The organism is Corynebacterium sp. HMSC074C11, assembly GCF_001809455.1.
Classification (GTDB): Bacteria; Actinomycetota; Actinomycetes; order Mycobacteriales; family Mycobacteriaceae; genus Corynebacterium; species Corynebacterium amycolatum.
This window is the reverse complement of sequence record NZ_KV797724.1, coordinates 26570-52712: the sequence shown is the minus strand read 5'-3', so window position 1 is coordinate 52712 and position 26143 is coordinate 26570. Positions and strand designations below refer to the sequence as shown.

At 57.3% G+C, this 26143-nt stretch carries 20 protein-coding genes and 1 tRNA gene; 12 read left to right on the top strand and 9 right to left on the bottom strand.

Going from position 1 to position 26143, the window contains the following annotated elements:
- Positions 1-7 precede the first annotated feature (7 nt).
- Both HMPREF2614_RS02505 and HMPREF2614_RS02500 read right to left on the bottom strand, forming a co-directional pair.
- The gene (locus HMPREF2614_RS02505; protein ID WP_070560040.1) at positions 8-787 is read right to left on the bottom strand and encodes a DEAD/DEAH box helicase family protein; all 780 of its coding nucleotides are present in this window, start codon (positions 785-787) and stop codon (positions 8-10) included.
- 41 nt (positions 788-828) lie between these two features.
- Positions 829-1221, bottom strand: a complete 393-nt coding sequence (locus tag HMPREF2614_RS02500) for a (deoxy)nucleoside triphosphate pyrophosphohydrolase (protein WP_038629499.1) — start codon at positions 1219-1221, stop codon at positions 829-831.
- 120 nt (positions 1222-1341) lie between these two features.
- On the opposite strand from HMPREF2614_RS02500, the gene HMPREF2614_RS02495 reads away from it, so the two are divergent.
- Complete coding sequence (locus HMPREF2614_RS02495) at positions 1342-2724, top strand: MFS transporter (protein ID WP_070437924.1); 1383 nt, start codon at positions 1342-1344, stop codon at positions 2722-2724.
- Here HMPREF2614_RS02495 and HMPREF2614_RS02490 read toward each other — a convergent pair.
- Positions 2721-3785, bottom strand: coding sequence for a bile acid:sodium symporter family protein (locus tag HMPREF2614_RS02490; protein ID WP_141745465.1), 1065 nt, complete (start codon positions 3783-3785; stop codon positions 2721-2723). The two genes, HMPREF2614_RS02495 and HMPREF2614_RS02490, sit on opposite strands and share 4 nt — an antisense overlap.
- Positions 3786-4364: 579 nt before the next feature.
- Here HMPREF2614_RS02490 and HMPREF2614_RS02485 point away from each other — a divergent pair.
- Positions 4365-6512 carry a DEAD/DEAH box helicase gene (locus tag HMPREF2614_RS02485; protein ID WP_083280596.1) on the top strand — a complete coding sequence of 716 codons (2148 nt, stop codon included), beginning with the start codon at positions 4365-4367 and terminating at the stop codon, positions 6510-6512.
- Between the two features lie 196 nt (positions 6513-6708).
- Here HMPREF2614_RS02485 and HMPREF2614_RS02480 read toward each other — a convergent pair whose 3' ends face one another.
- From HMPREF2614_RS02480 to putP, 3 genes are all read right to left on the bottom strand, one after another.
- Positions 6709-7209 carry a hypothetical protein gene (locus HMPREF2614_RS02480; RefSeq protein WP_049180815.1) on the bottom strand — a complete coding sequence of 167 codons (501 nt, stop codon included), beginning with the start codon at positions 7207-7209 and terminating at the stop codon, positions 6709-6711.
- A 108-nt stretch (positions 7210-7317) separates the two neighbouring features.
- Positions 7318-7923 (bottom strand): HNH endonuclease family protein, encoded by a 606-nt coding sequence (locus HMPREF2614_RS02475; protein WP_235191244.1) that lies wholly within the window; start codon positions 7921-7923, stop codon positions 7318-7320.
- A 132-nt stretch (positions 7924-8055) separates the two neighbouring features.
- Positions 8056-9579: a sodium/proline symporter PutP gene (gene putP / locus HMPREF2614_RS02470; protein ID WP_083280595.1), complete on the bottom strand. Its 1524-nt coding sequence runs from the start codon at positions 9577-9579 to the stop codon at positions 8056-8058.
- A 593-nt stretch (positions 9580-10172) separates the two neighbouring features.
- On the opposite strand from putP, the gene HMPREF2614_RS02465 reads away from it, so the two are divergent.
- The 10 genes from HMPREF2614_RS02465 (at position 10173) to HMPREF2614_RS02420 (ending at position 22873) form a co-directional block, all read left to right on the top strand.
- Positions 10173-13412 (top strand): DEAD/DEAH box helicase, encoded by a 3240-nt coding sequence (locus tag HMPREF2614_RS02465; protein ID WP_070437914.1) that lies wholly within the window; start codon positions 10173-10175, stop codon positions 13410-13412.
- Entirely contained in the window at positions 13412-14470 is a 1059-nt protein-coding gene (locus tag HMPREF2614_RS02460; protein WP_070437910.1) for a hypothetical protein, read from the top strand. Before HMPREF2614_RS02465 ends, HMPREF2614_RS02460 begins: the two co-directional genes overlap by 1 nt.
- 2 nt (positions 14471-14472) lie before the next feature.
- Positions 14473-15648 carry a metallophosphoesterase family protein gene (locus HMPREF2614_RS02455; protein WP_070437906.1) on the top strand — a complete coding sequence of 392 codons (1176 nt, stop codon included), beginning with the start codon at positions 14473-14475 and terminating at the stop codon, positions 15646-15648.
- Positions 15649-15651: 3 nt separating this feature from the next.
- A complete protein-coding gene (locus HMPREF2614_RS02450) occupies positions 15652-18309 on the top strand; it encodes an ATP-binding protein (RefSeq protein WP_070437903.1) in 2658 nt (885 codons plus the stop codon).
- Between the two features lie 14 nt (positions 18310-18323).
- Positions 18324-18815 carry a MarR family winged helix-turn-helix transcriptional regulator gene (locus HMPREF2614_RS02445; RefSeq protein ID WP_070437900.1) on the top strand — a complete coding sequence of 164 codons (492 nt, stop codon included), beginning with the start codon at positions 18324-18326 and terminating at the stop codon, positions 18813-18815.
- 70 nt (positions 18816-18885) lie between these two features.
- The gene (locus HMPREF2614_RS02440; protein ID WP_070437896.1) at positions 18886-19338 is read left to right on the top strand and encodes a MarR family winged helix-turn-helix transcriptional regulator; all 453 of its coding nucleotides are present in this window, start codon (positions 18886-18888) and stop codon (positions 19336-19338) included.
- 169 nt (positions 19339-19507) lie between these two features.
- Complete coding sequence (locus tag HMPREF2614_RS02435; RefSeq protein WP_070429338.1) at positions 19508-20710, top strand: ABC transporter substrate-binding protein; 1203 nt, start codon at positions 19508-19510, stop codon at positions 20708-20710.
- 30 nt (positions 20711-20740) lie between these two features.
- Positions 20741-21916: a FecCD family ABC transporter permease gene (locus HMPREF2614_RS02430; RefSeq protein WP_038628438.1), complete on the top strand. Its 1176-nt coding sequence runs from the start codon at positions 20741-20743 to the stop codon at positions 21914-21916.
- A complete protein-coding gene (locus HMPREF2614_RS02425; RefSeq protein ID WP_038628441.1) occupies positions 21916-22707 on the top strand; it encodes an ABC transporter ATP-binding protein in 792 nt (263 codons plus the stop codon). Before HMPREF2614_RS02430 ends, HMPREF2614_RS02425 begins: the two co-directional genes overlap by 1 nt.
- A gap of 93 nt (positions 22708-22800) precedes the next feature.
- Positions 22801-22873, top strand: a tRNA-Arg gene (locus HMPREF2614_RS02420).
- Between the two features lie 149 nt (positions 22874-23022).
- Here the strand turns inward: HMPREF2614_RS02420 and HMPREF2614_RS02415 are convergent.
- Genes HMPREF2614_RS02415 through HMPREF2614_RS02405 form a run of 3 tightly spaced genes read right to left on the bottom strand, consistent with a single transcriptional unit; the run spans position 23023 to position 26119 of the window.
- Positions 23023-23754: a LutC/YkgG family protein gene (locus tag HMPREF2614_RS02415; protein WP_049180811.1), complete on the bottom strand. Its 732-nt coding sequence runs from the start codon at positions 23752-23754 to the stop codon at positions 23023-23025.
- A 2-nt stretch (positions 23755-23756) separates the two neighbouring features.
- Positions 23757-25331: a LutB/LldF family L-lactate oxidation iron-sulfur protein gene (locus HMPREF2614_RS02410; RefSeq protein WP_070560037.1), complete on the bottom strand. Its 1575-nt coding sequence runs from the start codon at positions 25329-25331 to the stop codon at positions 23757-23759.
- Positions 25331-26119 (bottom strand): (Fe-S)-binding protein, encoded by a 789-nt coding sequence (locus tag HMPREF2614_RS02405; protein ID WP_049180809.1) that lies wholly within the window; start codon positions 26117-26119, stop codon positions 25331-25333. Before HMPREF2614_RS02405 ends, HMPREF2614_RS02410 begins: the two co-directional genes overlap by 1 nt.
- Between the last annotated feature and the right edge of the window lie 24 nt (positions 26120-26143).

Here is a 26143-nt window from a genome sequence, read left to right as displayed (position 1 = left end):
CACCCCGCTACGCACTCCGAAACCGGAAGAGCCCTTTAACTGCTAGTGCAGCAAGGATCGTCTTCCCCGTGCCGGTAGCGGAAATTATGAGGCCTTTCCGCTCGCCTGACTGCCTCAAGTCAGCGATATTCGACAGCGCTACCTGCTGCATTTGATTGGCGATAACTGGGCCCTCGGGCAGCAACTTTGTGTGCGTGTTTTTCGAAACTGGAGGTACGCGGTTCTGTTCGTACTGATCGACCCATTGATGAGTTAGTGGGATGCAACGGTTACGTTGCATATCAATGGCCGTCTCAATTTGGAACGTGATATCACCATTCTGGTGGCTGGAAAAGTGCAGATTCCACTCTTCGTTTTCCTGGAGCGCCTTTTGCGTCAAATTTGCGCTGCCGACGATGGCTGAAAGCTCAACCTCTTTGTAAAAGAGGTATCCCTTTGGATGAAAACCCCGGTGATGATCCTCGGGGTAGATGTAGACGTTCAGTCCCTCAATTTCGAGTAGTTCTCTGAACATCGATGGTGAATTGAAATCAAGGTAGTTCGACGTGATGATCGTCATTGGGCCAGAAAACTGAAGGAGATCCTCCTTCAGCATGGCAAGAGCGGCCGGAGAAATAAATGCTACTGAAAATATGAAACTCGTAGCGGTGCGTAGCTCCTCGCGGAGCGCATTGTACATAGTGGCCGACTCATCGTTGCGAATGAGTCGGGGATTGTATTTTTTGTCGGCAACGATGTTTTTATCGATGAAGCCGTATCGCAGGTCTCCGACCAGGGAATTCATCATTGTTTTAGCATACTAAATGCACGCTGCGTCGCTTGTATTGATTATTGTTCGTTTACAAGAATGTCGACTGTAGGGATGTCCGCTGGCGCCCAATCAACGGAATAAAGTTCGGCCGGTTCTAACCAACGATATTCAGTGTGCTCCGTTAGCTTGATTTCGGGAGAAGAAACGGAACAAAAGTATGTCGCCAGTGAGATAACGGCGAAGTCATACTCATGGTCGACAGTGAGAATGTGGTTCCCAATCTCAGCTTCAAGTTTTAGCTCTTCTCTTAGTTCACGGGCTAGAGCCTCACGAGGGGACTCACCTTCTTCGATCTTTCCACCGGGAAATTCCCAATAGTTTTCCATCGAGCGACCTGGGCCGCGTTGGGCGGCGAAGATTTTTCCTTCGTAGGTAAGAACCGCACCTACAACTTCGATTCGTTTTTTCATCTCAACTCCGCGTTCTGTCATTGCGCCTCATTCTAGTAATCGTCACTGTTTGCAGATCGGGCTATGGTGAACTCCTGGGCTTTTTATTTTCTCTTTTGCACAGTAGAAAGGACCGTTACCTTGTCAGCTTCCCGTTCGCGCGGCCTGCTTCGTCGTAAAGCAAAGTGCGAATCTCAGCCGGCTATCGCATCGGAGGTGGGAAGCGAATCACAAGGTCTGGGTCCTCAGTCGAGTGAATTAGACCGGACAAAACAGCCGATTCCGCGAGCGATTTGGATTCTGGTCAGCGCCGCGTTCATCATCGCGCTGGGCTTTGGGCTGATCGCTCCAATTCTTCCGCAGTACGCACGCAGCTTCGATGTGGGTGTGTTCGCGGCCAGCTTCGTGGTCAGTTCGTTCTCCATTTTCCGGCTGATCTTCGCGCCGGCATCGGGTTCGCTGGTAGAGAAGCTCGGATACCGACGCACGTACCTAACCGGCATCAGTATCGTCGCGTTCTCGACTTTGCTTGTCGGTGTTGCGCAGACATATTGGCAACTGCTGGCGTTTCGTGCGCTCGGAGGCATCGGTTCGACGATGTTCACGGTCTCGGCAATGGGGCTGATTGTGCGGATTTCACCGCCGGAGATCCGTGGTAAGAGCTCGGCCGCCTACGGCACAGCCTTCCTGTTGGGCAATGTCTTTGGCCCAATTATTGGTGCGGCAATGGGCGCATGGGGCATGCGGGTGCCGTTTTTCATCTACGGTGGCGCGCTGATTGTGGCAACGATTGTGGTCGGCATGTCGCTGAGCGCGGAGCATCTTCGCCACGTAGTGCCAAAGCGCACGACTCCAGTGCTGAAGTTCTCCGAGGCAATCCGGGACTCGGCATATCGAAGCGCACTAGTCGGAGCCTTCGCCAACGGTTGGTCGAACTTCGGCGTGCGCGTCGCGATTGTCCCGCTGTTCGCTGCGGCAACGTTCTCCCATGTCGGCGCCCCAGAACCGGGCAGCGATGGGGCAGTAGCTGCCACTGCCACAGCTGGTTTCGCGCTGACGGCCTTCGCGCTCGGCAATGTTACGGCACTTCAGTTTTCCGGTCGTTTGTCCGACCGCATCGGCCGTCGTCCACTGCTCATCACAGGCCTGTTTATCAACGGCGTATTCACTGGCGCAATCGGATTTAGCAGCGGCGCCATTCCGCTACTGATTCTCTCAGTCCTCGCCGGCTTCGGCGCTGGCATGATCAATCCATCGCAGCAGGCCGTGCTTGCCGACGTCATCGGCGCCAACCGCCAAGGTGGAAAGGTGCTCGCCAATTTCCAAATGGCTCAGGACTTCGGAGCAATCTCCGGCCCGCTGATTGTCGGCGCAATCGTGGATGCCGCAGGGTTCAAGGCCGGATTCCTTGTTTGCGGTGTCATCTCGCTGGTCGCGATGGTGGGCTGGATATTCGGGCGCGAGACTCTACCAGCCCACTCGTCGAACAGCGGAGCAAAAGAAGCCAAAGCGAAAACAGCTTAAACAGAAGCGGATTTGCTAGATTCCTTGCCTTCATCGAGCTTTCGGCAAATAGCCACATAGATAGCGCCAGTAATGTTGTGCACCACCGCGGCCACCGCGCCCGGAAGCGCGGCCTCTGGGGTAAAGAACTTCGCCGCCATACCGGAAGACAGACCCGCGGATTGCGTGCCGACCTCCACGGCCACCGTGCGCTTGCCCGCAGTCGGCATCCCGACCAGCTGGCCTGCAAAGAAGCCGAGCACGTAGCCCAGCACGTTGTGGATGATTACAGCCACAAACACAATGAGGCCAATGTGCGCCAGGCTCTCCGCATTCTTGGCCACGGCACCGAAGACCACGCCGCCGATACCGAGGATGGAAATCCACGGCAGAATCGGCAGGATTTTATTAATAAACGAGTCGGCCACAAAGCGAATGATCAGGCCACCAACCACAGGCAGGAGGACTGTCTGGCAGAGGCTCCACGCCATCCCGAGGCCGTCGACCTCCGTGTGCGCGTCGGCAAGCACGAGCATGAGAAACGGCGTCATAATCGGCGAGACCAGCGTCGACACGCTGGTCATAGCGACGGACAGCGCGACATCACCGCGTGCCAGGTAAGCGATGACGTTCGATGAGGTGCCGCCTGGGACGGAGCCCAGCATCAGCAGACCGACGGCCAGCGCCGGGTTAAGCCCGAGCACTTTCGCCACGGCAATTGCTAGCAGCGGCATGATGACAAACTGCGCAATGACGCCGAAGAGAATCGCCAACGGGCGCTTAGCGACCTGCTTAAAGTCCGGAATGGTCAGGGTGAGGCCCATCGCGAACATGATGATCATCAGGAAATATGTGATGTAGTCCGTCAGCGGAGTAAACGGGGCGGGGAAGAAGAATGCCAGCGCCGAACCCGCCAAAATAAAGCCCGGAAATCCGAGAACCTCAATTATCGCCGAGAGCTTCGACGGTGCCTTATTTTCCTGCTTGCCATTCCCAGAAATCTCCTCGGGAGAATGTGGTTTTAGCGGGGACTGCCGGGGCGAAGACGGCGGCGTTTCTGGTGCGTTGTTATTGCTGGACATTCTCTAGTGACCTTGGGTTTATACGTTGCGAAATTGCAAAAATCCGCCGAACGGTGGGTGTTCCACGGCGGAAAATAGCAGATATGTGTACAAACGTGTAGGGAAAATGTTAACTACCTCACCCCATGCAATTGCAAAATAGGTACCCCGAAGTGGGTGCAATGTGCTCGTTTGACGTCGGCCCCAGCGCCGGGCCTCATCCAAGAAATCGACCACCTAGTGTTGTGGCCTTGCTAACGGGAAATGGTTTTTTGACCGACGGTGGCGTAGTCTGGGCAGTCGGTGTGAAATCCTGACGACAATGTCGCAGAGAATCTGGCAGCGGTATAAATTCGCTGGTGAAACGCTTGAGAGTGCATAGTGCATGATGGGCGCCCCTCCTCGGAAGTAAAAGCTGAATTGGGTTTGGGCGCAATTTTTCGAAGTATGTGCAAGAGAAGCGATGTCATCGCAATTCCGACGTGAGAGCACTGAAAACAAGAACGTAAATTGGGCGGGTCATGTATGTGCGACCCAACTGTGAGTAATCAACTGTTGAATATTGAGTGTGCGGGCGAAAAGGCCCAGGAAGAGCCCCAAATGGCTAATAATGAAATGAATGGCAGCGTCGAGGAAAATCGCGAGGATCAGCGCGAAAACCAGCGCGAGGACGCAATTGTGAAGGCCGAGGATGTAGTGGCCGAGGAAGCACCAGTGGCCGGAGAGAAGGCCGCTGAGGAAAAGACCGAGAAGGTAGAAAAGACTGCCGAGGCCGAAAAGAAGGCCGAAAAGAACAAACACGACAACGACGACGACACCGTCGGCTTCGATGAGCTCGAGCTGCCGGATGACATTGTCAATGCAGTTCGCAAGGTTGGGTTTGAGACTCCTTCCCCAATTCAGGCTGCAACTATCCCGACTCTGATGAGCGGCCGCGACGTCGTCGGCCTGGCTCAGACTGGTACTGGTAAGACCGCGGCGTTCGCGCTGCCGATTCTGGCTCGCATTGATCGCTCCGTCCGCGCACCGCAGGCGCTGGTGCTCGCTCCGACCCGTGAGCTGGCACTGCAGGTTGCGGATTCCTTCCAGTCGTTTGCTGATCACCTGGGCAAGATTCAGGTCCTGCCAATCTACGGTGGTCAGTCCTACGGAGTGCAGCTGTCGGGTCTGCGTCGAGGTGCACAGATCATCGTCGGCACGCCGGGTCGTGTCATTGACCACCTGGAAAAGGGCTCGTTGGACATCTCCGACCTGCGCTTCCTGGTACTGGACGAGGCCGATGAGATGCTGCAGATGGGTTTCCAGGAGGATGTCGAGCGCATTCTTGCCGACACTCCGGATGACAAGCAGGTCGCACTGTTCTCGGCTACCATGCCGGCTTCGATTCGTCGCCTGTCCAAGCAGTACCTGAGGGAGCCGGAAGAGATCACCGTCAAGTCCCAGACTCGCACTGCGGACAATATTCGCCAGCGCTTCCTGATGGTCAGCCACCGCAACAAGCTGGACGCGCTGACCCGCATCCTCGAGGTCGAGGAATTTGAAGCGATGATCATGTTCGTGCGTACCAAGCACGAGACCGAGGAGCTCGCTGAGAAGCTGCGTGCCCGCGGATTCTCCGCTGCCGCCATCAACGGCGATATCCCGCAGACCCTGCGTGAGCGCACGATTGATCAGCTCAAGGACGGCCGCCTGGACATCCTGGTGGCAACCGATGTGGCTGCTCGTGGCCTGGACGTTGACCGCATTTCCCACGTGGTCAACTACGACATTCCGCACGACACCGAGTCCTACGTCCACCGCATTGGTCGTACCGGTCGCGCTGGCCGCTCCGGTGAGGCGCTGCTGTTTGTCACTCCGCGTGAGGGGCGCCTGCTGCGCTCGATTGAGCGTGCGACCAAGTCCCAGCTGCACGAGATGAAGCTGCCGACCGTCGATGAGGTCAACGACTCCCGTAAGCAGAAGTTCGCTGATGATTTGACTGAGGCACTTGCCGATTCGCAGGTTCCGGTCTTCCGCGAGCTCATCGAGGAGTACGCTGAAGAGCACGACACTCCGCTGGTCGATATCGCCGCTGCTATCGCTGCGCAGGCACAGTCGGGCGACTTCCTGATGAAGGAGCCACCGCGTGGCCGTCGTCATGATCGTGACCGTGATCGTTTCGACCGCGACCGCAACCGTGGCCGCGATGGTCGCTCCCGTGGTGAGCGCGGTCAGGGCAAGCGCGCCGACCTGGTCGAATTCGAACGCGAGGGCACCGCAACCTACCGCATCAGCGTCGGTCGTCGCCAGCACGTCCGCCCGGGTGCCATTGTGGGCGCCATCGCCAACGAGGGCGGCCTGTCATCAAAGGACTTCGGACACATCGACATCCGTGGCGACCACACCCTGGTCGAACTGCCGGCCAACCTGCCGCAAGAAGTCATCAACAACCTCTCCGATACCCGCATTTCCGGCCAGCTCATTGGGCTGAAGCTTGACGACGGCACCTCGGTCGACGACAGCGATGACTACCGCGGTGGCCGTGGTGGCTACCGTGGCGATCGTCGTGATGGCGGTCGCGGTCGCGGAGGATACCGTGGTGGTCGTGGCCGCGATGACCGCCGTGGTGGCGGACGTGGCCGGGGTAGCTACCGTGGAAACTTCGATGACGGTGACGGTTTCGGCGGTCGTGGTCGCGGCCGCGGTCGCGGTGGCTACCGTGGTGACCGGGATGACCGCCGCGGTGGTTACCGAGGCGGACGCCGCTAGACCTGTTAGGCAGGCGAGCAGGGGGTCGTCGTCACGCGACCACTGTCCGTGGCGCTGACCTAGAAAATAAAAAAACTGCCGGTGCGCATGTACTTCCCAGCCCTAAAAGTCGGGCCGAAACGTACAGGCGCACCGGCAGTTTTATTGTGTCTGAGCGTGTGCGTAGGCGCGGGGCCTAAGCGCTAGAGCTCAATCCTTAGATGAAGAACATCAGGATGCCGGCGACAACCCACAGCAGGGAGAAGATGCCGGAGAACATGGCCAGCTGGCCCTTCTGCTTGTCCCAGTCGAGCTCGTCAGCCTTCTTGCGACGCTCGATGAACTCCGGATCGTCAACATCCTCGTCTTCATCAGCGATGCCGAGGCCGGCCATCATCAGACGCTGACGCGGAATGATCAGGAAGAACAGCAGTGCCCAGGCGATGATTGCCAGCAGGATTGCGGCGTGCATTGCCCCGGACTTCATGTAGGTCGACACATCGGTGAACATGACACCGAAGCCGAGCAGCGGCACGAGCAGCGACCACATGCCGTAGGTGCGCGAAATGGCGTGCATGGTGCGCGCGGAGCCGACCGTTCCAGCCTCTCCGCCGCGGGCTGCAAGCGCGAGCTTCGGGAACATCGAAATTGCGACAGTCACCGGTCCAAGCAGCAGAATTGCCGCTAGGACGTGAACCATAAGAACTACGTTTTGCACGTATTACCTTTCCACGACTGAATGTAGGCCTCGCGTTCAAGCGAGGAGTGGCCTGGATATTTCCTTATTAAGACCAGTCCTTAACTTAACGTGCTCGCACTATTTTCTCTATTTCGTGCCTTTCCCAGCGCGGATCCCACACGCAGCTGCCAGCGCCGTCCAGTCTGCCGAAGATACGGGCAGGTCCCATTTAATGGCCACCGCTAAGTAACGCTGCGAATAGTCACACGCCTTCGCATCTTCGGGAAGCCATTCCGCCGGGCTGGCATCTCCTTTATCCCTGTTGACCGCACTTCGGGTGGGCGCGAGGTTGGCCTCGATATCGTTGCCAAATCGCCGACGCCGCTCGGCATCCCAGGCGTAGGCTCCGAAATCCCACGCCGCTGCCAACGGATAAATGTGGTCGATATCGACCTCATGCGCACCCACCGGGTCACCCGTGTAAGGGTCGGGGATTTCGCGCAGGGCGCCGTCGTCAAGCGAACATACAGAGCCCCCGAACCACGCCGCCAACACTTTATGGCGTGTATTGCAATCGGCAGAACCTGCCCAGACGTCGAAGCGCTCGCGCTTGTACCCGGTGACGGTGGGGCGGCCTGCGACGACGCGCACAGTGCGCAGTTGTTTGACGACGGCTTCGGCGTCCGGCCCAGCGGGGGAGGAGGTGACGAGAACTCGCGTAAGTGCAAAGGATGAGACAAAGGCGGCGGTCAAGACGGCGGCTAGGATGGCAAATAAAAAAGGGCGCATACCTAGTTGGGCGCGAAAAATACTTTTTCGGTTCCTTGTAGGTATGCGCCGGGGCTAGCCTGTGGGGCTAGCGGAGGCCAAGCCTAAATCGAAGTGTTAGACCAGAGCCTGCTTTGCTGCGTGGTCGAACTCTTCCTTGATCTTCTCATTCGGTTCCTTCGTAGCCAGCGTGACGATGATCATCACGACAGTTGCAGCGGCGAAGCCCGGGACGATCTCGTAGAGAGTGTCGCTGAGCGAGCTCATGCCCCATGCGAAGGAGACAACCGCACCAGTGATCATGCCGGCAGCAGCACCTGGCGTGTTCAGGCGCGACCAGTAGAGGGCGGCCAGCAGCACCGGGCCGAATGCCGAGCCGAAGCCGGCCCACGCGAAGCCAACCAGATCCAGAATGGAGCTGTTCGGGTTAGCAGCGATGATTGCGGCGATAATGGCAATCAGCGCAACCGCGACGCGGGAGAGAGCCATGTAGGTCTTCGGACGCAGGGACTTGTTGACCATTGCCTTGAACAAGTCCTCGATTAGCGCGGAGGAAGACACCAGCAGCTGCGAGGAAATGGTGGACATGATTGCTGCCAGAACCGCAGTCAGAATCAGGCCTGCAATCAGCGGGTGGAACAGGATGCGGGTCATGTCCAGGAAGATAGTCTCGTAGGAAGACGCATCAGTGACCGAAGCATCTGGGTTCGTAGCGAAGAAAACAGTCGCGGTCAGAGCCACGAGGACCGAGCCGAGCATGCACAGTGCCTGCCAGCCAACGCCCCAGCGGCGGCCCTCGGTTGCGTCCTTCGCGCTACGCAGAGCCATAAAGCGAACGATAATGTGCGGCTGGCCGAAGTAGCCCAGACCCCAACCGAGCAGACCGATAATCGTGATTAGCGGAATGCCAGCGAACGGATCGAAGAAGGTCTCGACCGGCTGTCCCTCGCTGCCCGGGTAGGGGTCGTTTGCAGCGAAGCTGAAGATGTCCGAGGCGGAGTTGCCATTGTTGATTAGGTAGATGATGCCGACAGTCGGAACCGTCAGCAGCGCGATGAACATAATGATGCCCTGCACCGTGTCTGTGTAAGACACAGCCAGGAAGCCACCGAACAGGGTGTACGCGACAGTGATAGCCGCTACCAACAGCATGCCGACGAGGTAGTTGCCACCGAACGTCGACTCCCAGTAACGGCCACCTGCCACCATGCCCGAGGACACGTAGAAGGTGAAGAACAGCAAAATAATCAGGCCTGCGGCAACGCGCAGCACCTTCGATGTATCGTGCAGACGATTCTCCAGGAACGACGGCACGGTAATCGAGTTACGAGCAATCTTGGTGTAACTACGCAGGCGTGGTGCGGTGAACTTCCAGTTCAGCCATGCTCCTGCGACCAGGCCGATTGCAATCCAGGTCTGGTTCAGACCCGAAAGGTAAATCGCGCCGGGCAGACCCATCAGCAGCCAGCCGGACATGTCCGATGCACCCGCTGACAGTGCCGCGACGAACGGATGTAGGCCGCGGCCGCCAATCATGTATTCGTCATACTCTGCAGTCTTTTTCCATCCGGTCCAACCGATGTAGACCATCAACAGCAGATAAATGACTAGTGCGATGATGAACCATGTGTGTTGGTCCACAGGGCAACTCCTCATTATTTATTAATCGTACAGTCGGACTCGCGCACTACCTAGCGCACCAAAAAGCATTTTCGGCGCACAACTCAATTTCGCTTAATCAAGTCTGCTTGACGACGTTCACAGCGACGCGGCAGCATCGAGCCAAAAAGTGGCCGACGTCCACGGTGGAACCTGCGGTTCGCGATTCAACACAGCTTCAGCTTCCGGACTATCTTCGACAGTCATCGGAGCCTACTGGCACATGCGAACCATGGCAGAACTATTGCACGAGTCACACATTTTTAATTCTTGTGGCCTATACGACGTTTTCATGTGATGCGCTGCATTGCAAGATAAGAAGCGTTGAAAAAGCTTTTAAAAATCGGTTAAGTGCGACAAATTACCTGGGAAAAGGGGTATTTGGGCAGAAGGGGAGTAATTTTTGCAAGATACATAATTCGAACATGCGTGCTAATATTGTGGTGTGGTGGAAAAGCTGATCCGGGGTGCGTGGCAGAATCTTCATTGAACAAATATCTGGTGGCGAAGTCGCCGGGTGATTAGACGGTGATGACTGAGCAGGCGATGACTGAGCAAGCAGTGGGGAGGAAGTAATGGATCAAGTTGCTAAGTCAGCGGTGCCGTTGCTGCTGCACGCGGTCTGGAAGGATGATTCGGGTCTTCACCTATGGGTGGAGCGGCCAGAGGGGCACCGGATTATTGCGGACGTGGATTTGCTGGAAGTCCCGGCGCATCAGCGTCGGCTTTTTGCAGTGCTGGACCAGGGGAGTCGAGCGCAACTGACGCTAAAACTGCGCACACCGAAGGGGCGGGCAGTAGAGAAAGCGGTACCCACATGGGTGTTCCCGCCATGGGCTGCGGTGACGGCACTGGTGCAATTGCAGGAGGAAGTTGCCTCGGCGGCGATGGCACCGGATCTTCGGTTCTTTGTGGATGTTGTACAGGGATTGGATGCTTTCGCACGCTCTGGGCGGGCATTGGTGGCGCTGACATGGGAAGACAATGAGTGGTGGCCGACGTGGCGGATGTCGGAGGGGCTGAGTGAGATTGCTTGGCAGAGTCAGGTCATTTCCCGTACACCACCGGTGTTGATTGATAACGGAGGTGCCACGGTGGCTGAGGACTTCATCAATCGGATGTTTCATTGGGTCACCAACGCGCTCCTGGCCGATCTGGATGAACCGGCAGAACAGCGTCAGAGTTTCGTGCGGTCGTTGTTGCAGTCTCAGTCCCTGGGGCGTGCGACGCCGGGGGTGGCGCAGTCACTGGCAAAGTGGAGACTGTCGGCCGATGGTGAGGATGTTCGTCTGCAGCTAATGGTGCAGGAACCTGTTGGTTTTGAAGGCCAGCTGGAAGACTTGTCGGATGTGGATCTTCCGCAGCTGTTGGAGTTGCAGGATCGAGCGGATGAAGAAGGGGGCTCAGTAACTCGCTTCAATCCTCGTTCAGCTGCGGTGGAACATGAGACTCTATGGCCATTGCGGATGTACTACCGCATCGGCGTCGCAGCTCCGGAGCGCCTGAATCCAGAAATGTGTCGCCGGTCCGTGCTGTCGCTGCTTCGCCCGCAGCTATTGGCTGCACAGGAGGCATTCCCAACGCTCAAATATGCGAAGGCAGCGGGCCACCCGGGCTTGGATCTGCTGCTGACCTCAGAGCAGCTGATAGAGCTTATGACTGATGGCATCTCGCAGCTGGCAAAGGTTGATATCGATGTGATGCTGCCGCCGAACTGGAAGTCAGTGGAGACCACCCTGCAGTTGCACACTGAAGTCGTCCAGTTAGATCCGACGGGGCCTGCTGGGCGCCGTTCGGAACCGAAACTCGGATTTGACCAACTGGTTGATTACGAGTGGAAGCTGGCCGTGGGGGATGCCGTACTGACGGAAGCGGAAATGCGTGAGCTCGCTGCATCGAGTACGGGGCTAGTGCATCTGCGAGACCATTGGGTGCACGCGAACCCAGAGGTAGCTAGGGAAGCCCTGAAGTTTTTGGTGGAGCAGACCAAGGCCGGGGAGGAAACCGGTAAGGGGCAAGCCACCCTGAAAGAGCTGGTCTTCGATGGTGGTTTGGAGTCGCAAGCTCCAGCAGCAGTGCCAGTCGCCCCGAGGGATCCCTCTTGGCTCAAGGCGTTGGTGTCGAAGTACTCAGACGGTTCCACGGCCCTCGCAGAGTCGGTCGAGGTGCCACCGAGTTTTGTCGGTGAGCTGCGGGAGTATCAACAGCGCGGTGTGGAGTGGCTGGCGGATATGTCCAACCGCGGCTTTGGTGTCATTCTCGCGGATGACATGGGGCTCGGTAAGACTGTGCAAATTCTGGCGCTGTTGGAGTATGAGCGCTGCCGTCGGAAAGCAGATGCTACGGCTCAAGAGCACAAGACTTCGCTGCTGGTGGTTCCGACAGGTGTGTTGCGCAATTGGGCAGCAGAAGCGGCAAAGTTCACTCCAGAGCTTAAGGTTGGGCTGCTGCATGGTTCAAACCGCCCTCATGGTGGAGAACTACAAGAATTTATCGGGAAACACGATGTTGTTGTGACGACCTATGGTGTTGCTACCCGAGATGTGAACGAACTCGCCCAAGTGCAGTGGGATCATGTGATTGCTGACGAAGCACAGGCAATTAAGAACCCCAACGCACAGGTATCCAGAGCGCTGCGGAGCCTGGGCTCGCGACACAACATCGCCATGACTGGTACTCCGGTGGAAAATGACTTGGGCGAACTGCGCACCATCATGGATTTCTGTAATCCAGGCATGCTGGGCTCAGCGAATGCATTTCGCAACAAGTTTGCGATTCCCATCGAGCGTGATGGGAATGCGGAAATGCTGCTGCAATTACAGTCGATTACAGCACCTTTTATCCTGCGCCGACTCAAGTCGGATCCAGCTATCGCGCCGGACCTGCCCAAGAAGAATGAGCAGGTGGAGATGGTTCCTCTCACGACGGAGCAGGCTTTCTTGTATCAGGAGGCCGTGAAGGATATCGAGGACAAGCTTAAGCGCTCGAAGCGGAATCGTTCTGGCAGCTTCGGGCGAAAGAGCATCATCCTCGGCGGCATCATGAAGTTGAAGCAGATTTGCAACCACCCAGCGCACTACCAGCACGACGGCTCGGGGCTGCTTAATCATGGGCAGCATCGCTCGGGCAAGGTCGCACGGTTGGAAGAGCTCGTCGATGAGATTGTGCAAAACGGTGAACGCGCGCTTGTGTTCACGCAGTTCGTGGAATTTGGCAAGATGCTTGCCCCTCATTTCAGCAAGCGCTTGGGCGTGGACATTCCGTTTATTCAAGGGGCAATGACTCCGGCACAGCGCGAAAAAGTAGTGGCAGAGTTTAATGCTCCGGACGGTCCACCAATCATTTTGCTGTCGACTCTCGCGGCAGGTGTCGGCATCAACCTAGTTGCCGCCAACCACGTCATTCATATTGACAGGTGGTGGAATCCAGCGGTTGAAAACCAGGCCACGGACCGTTCCTACCGCATCGGTCAGCGTAAAGACGTCCATGTGCACAAGCTGGTCAGTGTTGGAACGCTTGAAGAACGCATCGACGAGCTGATTTTTGAAAAAGCAGAATTGGCGGATGCAGTTGTGCGCGCTGGTGAAATCAAGCTGACGGAGATGGATTTTCACCGTTTGCGGTCACTGTGGCAATTGGACAAGGACAAGATTCAGTCACTGCGTGAATCGATGGACGCAGCGGAGTCAAAGTCCGGTGGGACGGTGACCGGTCGGGTGAACCCGGAGGCCACGGCATTGGATTCCGCAACCTCGGATGACGATTCGATTCCCAACAATGTGACACCGTTTAGAGTCCAGAAGAGGTGGTACTAATGGCCGGTGACGGAGACGTGACATGGGGCGACAATGTCATCTTTGCCGAGTTTGGCAAGGGTCCCTCTGGAAAGCGCGGTCGTAAAAGGACTACGGCGCGAAGCGCACCAGCAACCAGCTCGACGATTGAAAAGCTCCTGGCCACCCAGGACTGGGCTGGTGCATTTACCGGGCAGCAGCGACGTGGAACCTCAGCGCGTGTGGCGGTCGAGCCACGTACTAGCTTTGCCCGGTGGGTGTGGGAGTTCATCATCCGTGGCGCCGATTCGGGTCGTGTTCACAGAGGCGAGAAGTACAGGTTCGACGGCAATGTGCTCGGGCTTCGAATCGCGGATGGTTACATCATCGGGGAAGTGCAGGGCAGCCAGCCGGAACCATTTTCAGTCTTTATTCGGTTCCCACGGCGGGAGCAGAAACAAACTGACGACGTACTGCGGTGGTTGGTGAACAATCCGTCGGCCTTCACAGAGTTTGAGCACGGCGAGTTGCCGTATGAGCAGATGGAAATGCTGTTGTGCGATGGTGAAGAGCACATTTATAGCGAATGCACCTGCCCGGACCCGGCACCTGTGTGTAAGCACACCGTTGCAGTCGCCGCTCAACTTGTCGCTGATATTGACCGTGATCCGCTGTCGCTAATGCAGCTGCGCGATTATCCGCAGCGCGAATTGCAACGCCGGCTTCAGGAACTAACACAGCTGCGAAACCGGACTGCGCCAAAGCGCCTCGGGCTTGGCGGCGCGGTTCGGGAGGATCCCAATAAAATCGCCCAGAAGGCGGATGGCGCTGGTGGAAATGATGGCGGTGACAACGAGCAGAAAAAGGTTGCCGAGCTTTTCGCGGTCGAAGCCGACTACTGGGGCAATGATTTGGAACGAGTCAGTGTTCCTTCGCTCGAGGTTATTGACCCACTAACAGTTACCGACCGTAGTTTGCTGCATGAAGCATTGCAGCCAACCTGCGTAATTTCGAGAGAGACCATTCGTGCAGTCGCCGATTTGGAAGATTGTTGGCAACATCTGCAGGAATCGCTGAGCCTGGGACAAAAGGAGCGCTAGTCATGAAATTCATTCACACCTCAGATTGGCAACTGGGAATGACTCGGTGGTTCCTAGAGCTCGATGGCGGTGAAGCCCAAGCTAGGTTCCACGAAAGTCGCCTCAACGCCATCGACCGCATCGGTGAGTTGGCGACCAGCGAAGGCGCTGAATTCATCGTCGTCGCTGGAGACGTGTTCGATTCCAATACACTGCCGGACAAGGTGTTCTTGCGGGCTCTTGAGCGAATAGCCAAGCTACCCGTGCCGGTGTATCTCCTGCCCGGCAACCATGATGCGCTTGATGCTTCTTCCATTTATCGACGTAGCGCTTTCGAATCTTTGGAAGACCGAGGAGTTTACGTAATTCGCGACAGCGAGCCCATTTCCATCCGTGACGGGGTGGAACTCATCGGTGTGCCAGTACACGGCAAGTATTCGGCAGACGACATCGTGGCGGAAGTAGCCACGGAGCTTGAGCCGGCCGATGGAATCCGAGTGATGGTCGCACACGGCCAAGTAGAAGGCTTTGGTGCTGATGCGGGAGCCACCATTGATCTGACCAGCTTGGAACAGGCTATTGACCGTGGGGCGCTGCACTATGTGGCGCTGGGGGATTCCCACTCCACGAGCCAACTTGACCATGCTGGCAGAGTTTATTTCTCCGGCGCGCACGAAACCACAGCGTATGACGACAAAGAACGGGATTCCGGCAATGCGCTAGTCGTCGACATCGCAGAGGACGACCCCGAAAAGGGCTCAGTTACCGTGGCCTCCCACCGAGTGGGGCAGTGGGCTTTTCATGCCATCGACATGGATATCACTGGCGCGGAAGACCTCGATGAGTTCTTTGCTGAACTGGACGGTATAGAGACGAAGACAGACACAGCGGTGAAGTATTCATTGCGAGGAACCGTGACACTGTCAGAGTCGACTACCTTTGAAAACCGACTTGAGCAGTACCAACAGCTTTTCGCTGCACTTTATCGCCGGGAAAGTGGCTCCGATTTAACGGTGGTTCCGTCCGAAGGGGATATCTCTAATCTCAATCTCACCGGTTATCCGCTCATAGCTGCAGAAAAACTAACGGTCTTGAGTACAGGGCGAACCGAGAGCGGTAGACCCCTATCAGAATCTGAAACCACCGCAGCAGCTGATGCGCTTCGCTTGCTGGCTCGCCTAGCCGGAGAGAAGGAATAGATCATGCGTTTTCACGACATCGAATTACACAATGTACGTGCGATTGATTCACTCTCAATCACAGGGCTCGCCGAGCGCGGCGTGGTAGTGATTTCCGGTGAAAATGAGTCGGGTAAGACGACAATCGCCAAAGCTATTCACGTTGCACTGACGACAAAATGGAAGTCCAGGTCAAGCGAAGCGCTTAGTCTGAACAGTCACTCCAGCCAGGAAAAGCCGCAGGTTAAGCTCCGGCTGGAGCTTGACGGCTACGAATTTACGCTGGACAAGATCTTTGGTGGCACCAAGGACACCGGCACAATCGTCACCGTCCACTCTCCGACAGCCGAGGTTCTCAAAGATGACCAGGCGGAGGAGTGGCTGGCCGCCCGAATGCACAATGCAGATACCAAGAACCTGTGGCAGGTTTTCGTTGCTGAACAGGGGCAAGCACAAAAGACCCTCTCCTTGGGCGGTTATGTACAAGTCACTAGCGCATTGCAGTCGGCATCGGGGCAGCGCGCGGAAACCGCAGAAGAGGTAGGCCTTTTTGAAGCCGTTGAAGCCGAATACGGCAACTATTTCCAAAAAAATGGCAAAGAGCGCAAGCAGGTTACCGACGTAGACAAGGAGCTGGCGGAAGCCCAGCAGGTGCGCGACGAAGCGGCGAAAAAGGTCCGGGAATTCGAAGCGCTCAATGAGGAAGCTGCTCGTAATGAAGAAAGCCAGCAAACGCAGCGGGCATCGTTGCCAGAAGCCCAAAACGAAGTCGAGCACTGGGGCCAGGCACTAGAAGAACTCGAAAAGTTCAGGGTTGCCGTCTCCCAGGCACAGGAGGTCTCTGCAGCGGCGAAGCAGCAGCTGGACTTAGCTAAACAGGCTCAGCAAGAGCGCGAAGCTTTCATTCAGCAGGCACAAGAAGCCAAGGATCAGCATTCTGCTGCAGAGAAGAAAGTTGCTGAATTTAAGGAAGCGTTCGATAAGGAGGTCGCAGCTTTAAAGAAGGCGCAGGAAGATCGCGATGCGGTTGTAAACACGTACCGCGAAGCTCGAAAGGCAGAAGAACTGGCCGCAGCTGAAGTTGCATTGGGAGAGAAGCGCGGTTTGGTTGAAGCTCTGTCGAAGCGAGTGAAGAAACTCGATGCGCTCCGCGCGCAATTGGCAGAGCACAAGGAGATAGTTACTCGGAATTCCGTTACCGAAGAGGTAATGGAAAAACTGTTGACCTGCGAACGCGAAGTTGCAACAGCCGCCGCTGTGCTGGAGGCATCGAGCCCGAGTGTGCAGCTCTCGGCTAGTAGTGCGCAGGAGGTCACGGTCGACGGCGAGAAAGTGGGGCTAGCTCCGGAGGCTGAGACAGTTCAACGCGCGGTTACTAAGCCATTGGCCATCGAAGTCGGCGACGTCACGGTTGCTATACAGCCCGGAGACGGCTCAGATTCGCAGCAGCGCAAGCTAGAAAAAGCAGAGACATCGCTCAAAGAACAGCTTGAGGTTGCAGGCGCTGATTCCGTCGCGGAAGCACAAAAGGCATACACACGACGTCGGGAAGCGGAAAAAGCAAAATTCCAGGTGGAGACATCCATAACTGCGGTGTCCGACGGTGTGGAGTATCACCAGCTCACAGCAGAGTTGGACGATGCGAAGGAAGAAGCACGAGTACACGGCGAGCGGTATCAGGAACTTGCGGGCGAGGAAGCGCCGACGGAGATTGACTTGGTATCGGCAAAGTCCCGGCTGGAAGAAGCTGCAGTGGGGCGTAGGGATGCCGAGTCGGAGCGCGACAGTGCTGATATGCGCTTATCGAAGCTGGAGAAGCGTCCTGCACACGCCAACTATACGAAGGCCAGCAGCGAGCTTGAAGGGGCTCGGTCCGTTCTGAAGGTCCGCGAAGATTCGCTCACGGCGACGCGAGAAAAAGCCTCGGACGCCGAGATCTTTGCTGCGGTGGAAAACCGAGGCAAGGACTATGAGGCGGCAGAAGAGCAACTGGCTGCGGCTCAGAAGGAGCTGGCGCAGCGGGATGCCGACGACGTGGAAGCATCGCTCGCGGGCGCTAAGCAGCGACGGGATGCAGTTGAGAATCGCCTGGCTGAGCTGGAAAAGCGTCGGCAAGAGATTCGGGTGCACTTGGACTATTTCGACAGCGCGAATGAGAAACTGGCAGCAGCTGAGGGAGTAGTGGAGCGAACACAGCGAGATCGGAATTCAATGCGTCGACGTGCAGCTGCCGCCAAGACTCTCATGGAGGTAATGACACAGGCACGCGTGGCATCGCGGAATGCGCTGGCTGACCCCTTGCTGCGCAAGCTCGAAGAGTACGGTGGCGGTGTGTTCGGTGCGGGAACTCAGTTCACGATGAATGAGGACTTGCAGATTGAGTCACGGTCCAATGCCGATGGCAAGTTCGATGTCGATGAGCTATCTGGTGGAGCGCAGGAGCAGCTGGACATTCTGCTGCGCTTGGCCGTTGCCGGTGTCATGGAGGGCGGGCAGGGCGCTCCGGTGATTATTGATGATGCATTAGGTTATTCAGACGAACACCGTTTGCGGCGGATGAATAATGCTCTTGCCAAAGCGGGGCGCGATATGCAGGTATTAGTCCTGACGTGCGATGAAGCCCGCTTTGATCGTGTGACAGGAGCGGAGTTTATGAAAATTCAGGATTTGGTTTCAAGATAGTAGGCTCTGTACATATGCAAGATGTTCCGTGGTTAAGTGATGAAGAGCAGCGGTTATGGCGCTCAATTCTGAACGCTAAACGGGCCGTTGACAGGTCAATCGACCTTCAGCTGCAAGATTCTCTCGATATTTCCACTGCAGATTTTTCGGTTCTGGTTGTTCTCTCCGAGGCTGAAGACAATGTAGTGCGCATGCGCACCCTGTGCGAATCCCTGGAATGGGACCGCAGCCGAATGTCGCATCAAATTACTCGCATGGAGCGACGCGGGCTAGTAACTAAGGAACGCTGCGCCTGCGATAACCGTGGTATTGATGTCACGCTTACTGAACACGGTCGAACCGTGATTGAGAAGGCGGCGCCGAACCATGTGAAGCTTGTGCGCCATGTTTTGTTTGATGTGCTCGGTGAGAATATCGACTATCAGGGGATTTCCGCTGTGCTCGATAAGATTGCAGAGACCGCCAATGCTACGGTCACCGATTCAGTCGACGGAAAAGCAGAGTAGCCAGAAGTTTTTTGTGAGTGTTTTCTCATTTGTCTCCGCTACGAGGCTCTCACCATTAGCCTAGAGCAGTATGAACTCATTTGAATGGCTGAGTGATGATGAACAGCTCTTTTGGCAGTCGATGGTAGCTGCTTTTCGCGAGGTAGAGCGCAATATCGAGCGAAGCCTACGCACTCGAACCGGGCTGACGTTCGCGGACTTTACCCTGCTCATCGCTCTGCATGAGGTAGAGGATGGGATTCTGCATGTTGACAAGATTTGTGATCGACTGAAGTGGAACCATCCCCGCGCGCTGCTGCATACCAACAGGTTGGAAAAGCGCGGATTTATTCACACCGAAGACCACGGCGAAGACCCGGACTCGGATTATGTCGTCGTCTTAACAGGCGTTGGTCGGCACGTGTTTGCCGAGGCGGCGCCGGATTATGTAGACACTGTTCGCCAGGAAGTTATTTCACCACTTGCTAATGAAGACCGCGAAGTGATGCTGAGGTGCTTCCAGTCGGTTCTCGAAAGGAAGTAAGACTTCCACGCCCTGCTAGTAAAACAACCACTAGCAGGGCGCTTTTTTCTCTACGTTTCAAGCTGTAAGGTAAGGCGTGCCTAAAGCAAAGGGGTGACTGTTCACTTCTCTTTGTGCACCCTAAGTACCAAAAATTACGCAGAAATAAACAAGGCAGAAACTGAAACGCATGAGAGTCAATATTTTCGCCAAGGCTAAAACCGCGCCAAAGACCAAAACTCTGGCCGCAATCGGGTGTGCAGCGCTGAGCTTCGTCGCTACAGCATGCGGTGCGGACGCAGAGTCGAACGAGGCTGCCGACAACAAAGGAGAACTCACTGTCACTGATGTCGCAGGTCGCACTGTGACCTTCGACAAGCAGCCAGAACGAGTCGTGCTCGGTGAAGGCCGCGCCATGTTTGTCACCGCGATGCTTGACCAAGAAAACCCGGGTGACCACGTTGTCGCCATGGGCAGCGATTTGCATTCGGGCGCACCGTCGTTTGAAACCAAGCTTTTCGAGACGAACCCCGAGCTGAAAGACATGCCGACCATCGGCAATATCGCCAAGGGCGATGTCACAGTTGAAAACCTCATCTCCCACGACCCAGACGTGGTCGTCATGACCCTTGACCACAAGAAGGCCGCGGAGCAGTCCGGTTTCCTCACCAAGCTCGATCAGGCAGGTCTGAAGTACGTATTCACCGACTTCCGGCAAAAGCCCCTGGAGAATACCGCCAAGTCCGTCGAGCTCCTCGGCCAGATCGTCGATGAGCAGGACAATGCCAAGAAGTTCACCGACTTCTACACAAAGCGCGTCAACGAGATCACCGAACGTGCCGCCAAGCTCGAAGACAAGCCAAAGACCTTCGTCTGGCGAGCAGCCGGTCTCAAGGATTGCTGCTCGACCGTCAACAAGTCCAACCTCGGTGACCTTGTCACAGCAGCCGGCGGTGAGAACCTCGGAGACAGCCTCCTCGACACCGAATCGGGCGACGTGACCGCAGAGAAGGTCCTGTCCGTCCAGCCGGAGAAGATCATCGCCACCGGTGGTTCTTGGGCGCTCGATCCGAAGAAGCCGGAAGTGCTGCCACACGTCGAACTCGGCTACACCGCCACCCCAGAGACCGCACAGCGCACTCTGGAAGGCCTGCTGAAGACTCCGGGTTTTGACACCCTGACCGCGCCGAAGAAGGGTGATCTGTACGCCGCCTTCCACCAGTTCTACGACTCGCCGTACAACGTCTTCGCGCTCGAGCAATTCGCCAAGTGGATTCACCCAGAGGAGTTCGCTGACCTCGACCCGGTCGCTGACTTCGCCAAGTTCCACAAGGACTACCTGCCCTTCGAACTCAGCGGCACCTTCTTCACCGCGCTGGAGCCGACCAAGTAACCCATCTTCCACCATCGAAGAAGGAATCCGATGACTTACACCAATCTGCACGCTCCCGCGTCAGGGCTTGACGACGAACCCCGCGAGTCCACCTCCACCAACGGCAGTGGAGGTCAAGAGTCGCAGCCCGCCACCGAACAGCACGAGTGTCCGTCGTCAAGCACGACCTACGACTCTGCGCGACAGTACCGACGACGCTCGGCACGGAAAATCGCCATCATTGCGGTGCTGGTGGGGCTGGCCGTGTGCGCGTTTGTGGTGGCGACGATTGTGGGGCCGATGGCACTGAGCGTGGGGGACGTCGTCCGTGGCATCGTGAGCCCGAATGATGTGGACGAAACCACTCGTACGGTGCTGTGGAAGCTGCGTCTGCCTGCATCGGTGATGGCAGTGCTGATTGGTGCAGCGCTGTCGCTTGCCGGTGCACAGATGCAGACAATCCTCGATAACCCTCTGGCGGAGCCGTTTACGCTCGGTATCTCGGCTGCAGCGGCGTTCGGTGGGGCGGCATCGATTGTGCTGGGCTGGGTGATTATTCCGCATGCGCAGTTCAACCTGGCGGCCGTGGCCTGGGTATCATCCGTCGTCGCTGTGGCGATTGTGGCGGCGGCGTCGGTATGGCGCGGCTCGGGTAAGGAATCGATGATTCTGCTCGGCATTGGTCTGGTGTTTCTATTCCAAGCGCTGTTGGCGCTGTTGCAATACCGCGCGACTACCGAGGCGCTCCAGCAGATTGTGTTCTGGACGATGGGCTCGCTACAGCGCGCGAACTGGGTGGCCAACGGTATCATTGCGGCGGCGCTGCTAATCGCTATTCCGTTCACTATCCGCTATGCGTGGGCGCTGACGGTGTTGCGGCTTGGCGATGCCCGAGCAAAAGCCGTGGGCATCAATGTGGATAGGCTGCGCATTGCGACGCTGATTGTAGCCTCGCTGCTGGCAGCAACCGCAGTGGCCTTCGCCGGCATCATCGGCTTCATCGGACTGGTCGGCCCACACATTGCACGCATGCTGGTCGGTGAAGAACAGCGCTTCTTTGCCCCGGCATCGATGGCGGCGGGCGCGGCGCTGCTTGCGGCAGCTCATGCGGTATCCATCACGGTGGTGCCGGGTGTGGCAGTGCCGATTGGCATCATTACCGCAATCGTCGGTGTCCCATTCTTTGTCGGCTTGGTTTTTCTGCGTAAGAGGACGGTGTGGAACTAATGGGCGTATTTCTCGATGTCAATGACGTAGCTGCAGGCTATGGCAAGCGAAAGGTGCTGCGCGGGGCGTCAATACGCACGCTGAAGCCAGGTACGGTGACGGGTTTGCTCGGGCCAAACGCTGCGGGCAAGTCCACACTGATGACCACGCTGGCGGGGATTCGAAAGCCCATGTCCGGGGAGATTGTTCTGACCCGTGACAATGAACGGGTTATCGGTTCCGAACTGCGCGAAGTCGTCGGCTACGTACCGCAGGATCTACCGGCCAGCGCCTCGCTGACCGCATTCGAATCGGTACTGGTCTCCGGGCGGCGCGCCGGGCGTCTGCGGGTACGTGGCTCAGAGATTGAGCACACGGCGGTAGCTCTCCGAAAGGTTGGCATTGAACACCTTGCCGACAGATTCGTCGGCGAGCTCTCCGGCGGTCAGCGGCAGCTCGTCGCCGTCGCGCAGATGTTTGTCCGCGATCCCGAGATCATGCTTCTCGACGAACCCACCTCCGCCCTCGACCTGCGTCACCAGGTGGAACTCCTAAAACTCGTCCGTGCGGAGGTCGCCTCACGGAGCTCCTTGGCACTCGTCGCAATCCACGATCTGAATCTCGCCGCCCGCTACTGCGATGAGCTTGTCATGCTTCACGACGGCCACGTGGTTGCCCAGGGGAGTCCTGTTGACGTTCTCACTCCGGACCTTTTGGCCCGCGTCTATGGAATTCGAGCCCGCGTACTCGATGACGAGGGCGTGCCCGTGGTGTGTCCTATTGAGGAAGACCAGGTTTCTGAAGCCGCGTAGTGGAGATTTGGCTGGGGCGCGGGGCATTTCGCTAATCGCCCCAGCCAAGTGGTAACATCTTTTCTCGTTGCACTTGTTGTACTTGTGCCACACGCCCCCGTAGCTCAGTGGATAGAGCGCCGGTTTCCGGTACCGAAGGTCGGAGGTTCGACTCCTCTCGGGGGCACGTTCTATCCCTCAAGTGATTAGGTTTTTCCTGGTTGCTTGAGGGATTTTTGTTTTAGCGGCCACCTAGCGGAAACGTTTAGTTACCGTTCTTCCAGCGGAACAGCCTGGCGGAGGAATTCGAGTCGCCCATGACAATTCACCTTGGTGCTACTGGCCAGCAATAATCACAATCAGCGTGCGTGGCCCATGGACACCTTCGACTCGGGCAAGCTCGATGTCCGAGGTTGCAGAAGGCCCCGAAATCATGGTGATGGGAGCGGTGGGATTACTCTCGCGTAGACGGGAAATTGCCTCCGGGATGCCGTAGACAACCGTGGAAGCCGGCACAACGCAGATGTGAATATCCGGCACCAAGGTCAGCGCGCGGCGGCCAGAAGTGGCCGAACCGTCCAGAAAAATGGTGCCGGTCTCGGCGCAGGTAACAGCAGAGCTGGTGACAATCGCGTCGAGCTCGTCCAGCTCTTCGGCGGTGAAACCTGTATCGACGCGAATCTCGGTGGTGGCCTTACCCCCACCAGACTCCAACCCCGCAACCCACTCGCGGTCTAGGCCTTCGGGAATACCAATCAATGAAGCCCCGACATCAGCAATTGCCTTCTTCACAGCTTCATTGATTTCAGTTGCCGAGCTCCCACAGCGGCGTACATCGGCTTTGTAATCGGCGATGCGTTCGTCGGCAAGCGAAATGATCTCCTTGGCCGTCAGGTCGGAGGAGCGTTCGTAATCGCGGGGGATGTTGAAATGTGTACCGGGCTCGCCGGTGACGATGCCTGCGTCAGAGGCCAAGTCACGGCCTTCGAAGGCGATCTTCTGAGCATTGCGGATACGCTCGAGGATTTCGCTTTTGGCAATGTTCGCGGATGCTGAGGAATGGGACATCGCTAGGCCTCCTTGCCGGACGTGTCGGGCTGCTTGTTGTCATCCGACAGTCCATTAATCTTCGTCGGAACCTGATTTGCCGATTCACGGGACAGCTGCGCCGAGAAATCCTCCGAACCCCACAGTGAGCGGAACGGCTTCTTCGGCGGAATCGGAGTATCACGCACATCCGACCACCCGCTGAGGAAAAGTGGCAGGGTGTGAATCTCGCCGTTCTTCAACCCGAGTACGCGGGCGAGGGAGGTCATCTTAGCGCTCATGTCCCACAGCTTCTGATTGCCCATGATGAACCCGAGCGTGGCAAAGAGCTTGCCCTCCACCGGCGGGCGGTGCTCCGTGACCTTACGGTGTCGCAGCTCCAGCAGCGCCGCGGGGATATCAATTCGCACCGGGCAGACCTCAAAGCAAGCTCCACACAGCGAGGATGCATAGGGCAGGGAGGCATTCGGATCATCGTAGGAGTCCATGCCGGTGAGCTGCGGGGACAAAATTGCACCAATCGGACCCGGGTAGACCGAACCGTAAGCGTGCCCGCCCACGTGCTCGTACACCGGGCAGATATTCAGGCATGCCGAGCAGCGAATGCACTTCAGCGCTTCACGCCCAATCGGATCGGCAAGGGTGGCCGAGCGCCCATTGTCCAGCAACACAATGTGGAAATTCTTCGGGCCGTCGCCGTCCGTGGTTCCCGTCCACAGGGAGGTGTAGGGATTCATACGCTCGCCTGTCGACGACCGTGGCAGCAGCTGCAAGAATACTTCCAAGTCCTGGAAAGTGGGAAGCAGCTTCTCAATACCCATCACCGAAATCAGTGTTTCCGGCAGCGTGAGACACATGCGGCCATTGCCCTCTGACTCGACGACGGCCACCGTACCGGTTTCGGCCACACCGAAGTTGGCACCGGAAATCGCGACCTTGGCCTCCATAAACTGCTCGCGCAGGAACTTACGGGATGCCTCGGCCAGATCGGCCGGATTGGCTTTCAAATCCGGGTCGACTCCGGGGATTCCATTGAGGAAGATCTCGCGGATATCCTCGCGATTGCGATGGATAGCAGGAACCAGGATGTGGCTCGGCATGTCGTCGGCAAGCTGAACGATGAGTTCCGCCAGGTCGGTTTCGCGGGCGGTGATGCCGGCGTCGGCAAGCGCTTCGTTCAAGCCGATTTCCTGCGTGGCCATCGACTTAATCTTGACGACCTTTTCTTCGCCGGTCTCTTTCACCAAATCCGTAATGATGCGGTTTGCTTCAGCGGCATCCCGCGCCCAGTGGACGTGACCGCCGGCACTCGTCACTGACTCTTCGAACTGCTCCAACAGTTCTGGCAGACGCGCCATCACATCGCGCTTGATGTGGCTGCCCGCGAGCCGCAGCTGCTCCCAGTCATTCTTCTCCGCTACGACATGCGCGCGCTTCTTACGAATCGAACGCGTGGCATGACCGACATTTTCACGCATGCGAGTGTTCTTGAGTTCCTCGTGCGCCGCGGCCGTGAACCCGCGCGTACCGCGCAGATGCCCGACGTTGTGCGGCGCGCGTGGAGGAAGGGCTGGTATGCCGACGTTAATTGCGACCATTACTGCTCACCTCGCAGGGAAGCTTCTTGACGGTTGTCCACTTCAAACGGGGTCTCCTTGGTGGAGGCCAGAATCTCGGCCATATGGATGGCATGCACGCCAGAGTCCTGGCGACGCAGCGCACCACCGATATTGAGCAAGCAGGAGGCATCGCCAGCGGTCACGAACTCCGCTTCCGTAGCGCGGATATTGGCTGTCTTGTCGGCAACCATTGCAGCGGAAGTCTCCGCATTCTTCACCGAGAAGGTGCCGCCGAAACCGCAGCACTCCGCCGCGCCGGGCAGCTCGCGCAAATCGATTCCATCGACTGCACTGAGTAGCCGCCACGGACGGTCACCCACTTTGAGCACCCGCAAGCTGTGGCAGGTGGAGTGGTAGGTCACTGAGTGGGGGAAGTAAGCACCGACGTCAGTCACACCAGCGACATCGGTGATGAACTCGGAGAGATCCAGCGTCTTGTTCGCGCAGGCCTGTGCCGCATGGGTTTGGGCACGGGTACCGTAGCGGCCCGCGATCATCGGATGCTGGTGGCGAACGGCGCCGGCGCAGGAACCGGACGGGGCGACAACGTAGTCAATCGAGGAATCCGCAAAAGCATCAGCGTAGGTGTCTAGCTGAGGAAGGATTTCCTTCTGGTATCCGGTGTTGACGTGCATTTGTCCGCAGCAGGTTTGCTGTGGCGGAAAGACCACATCACATCCGAGCCGCGTGAGAACTCTGGCTGTCGCACTCACTGCATCCGGAAACATCATGTCCCCGATGCAGGTCGCGAAAAGTGCTACTTTCACGGTCGCTCCAAAATGGGTTGAGGA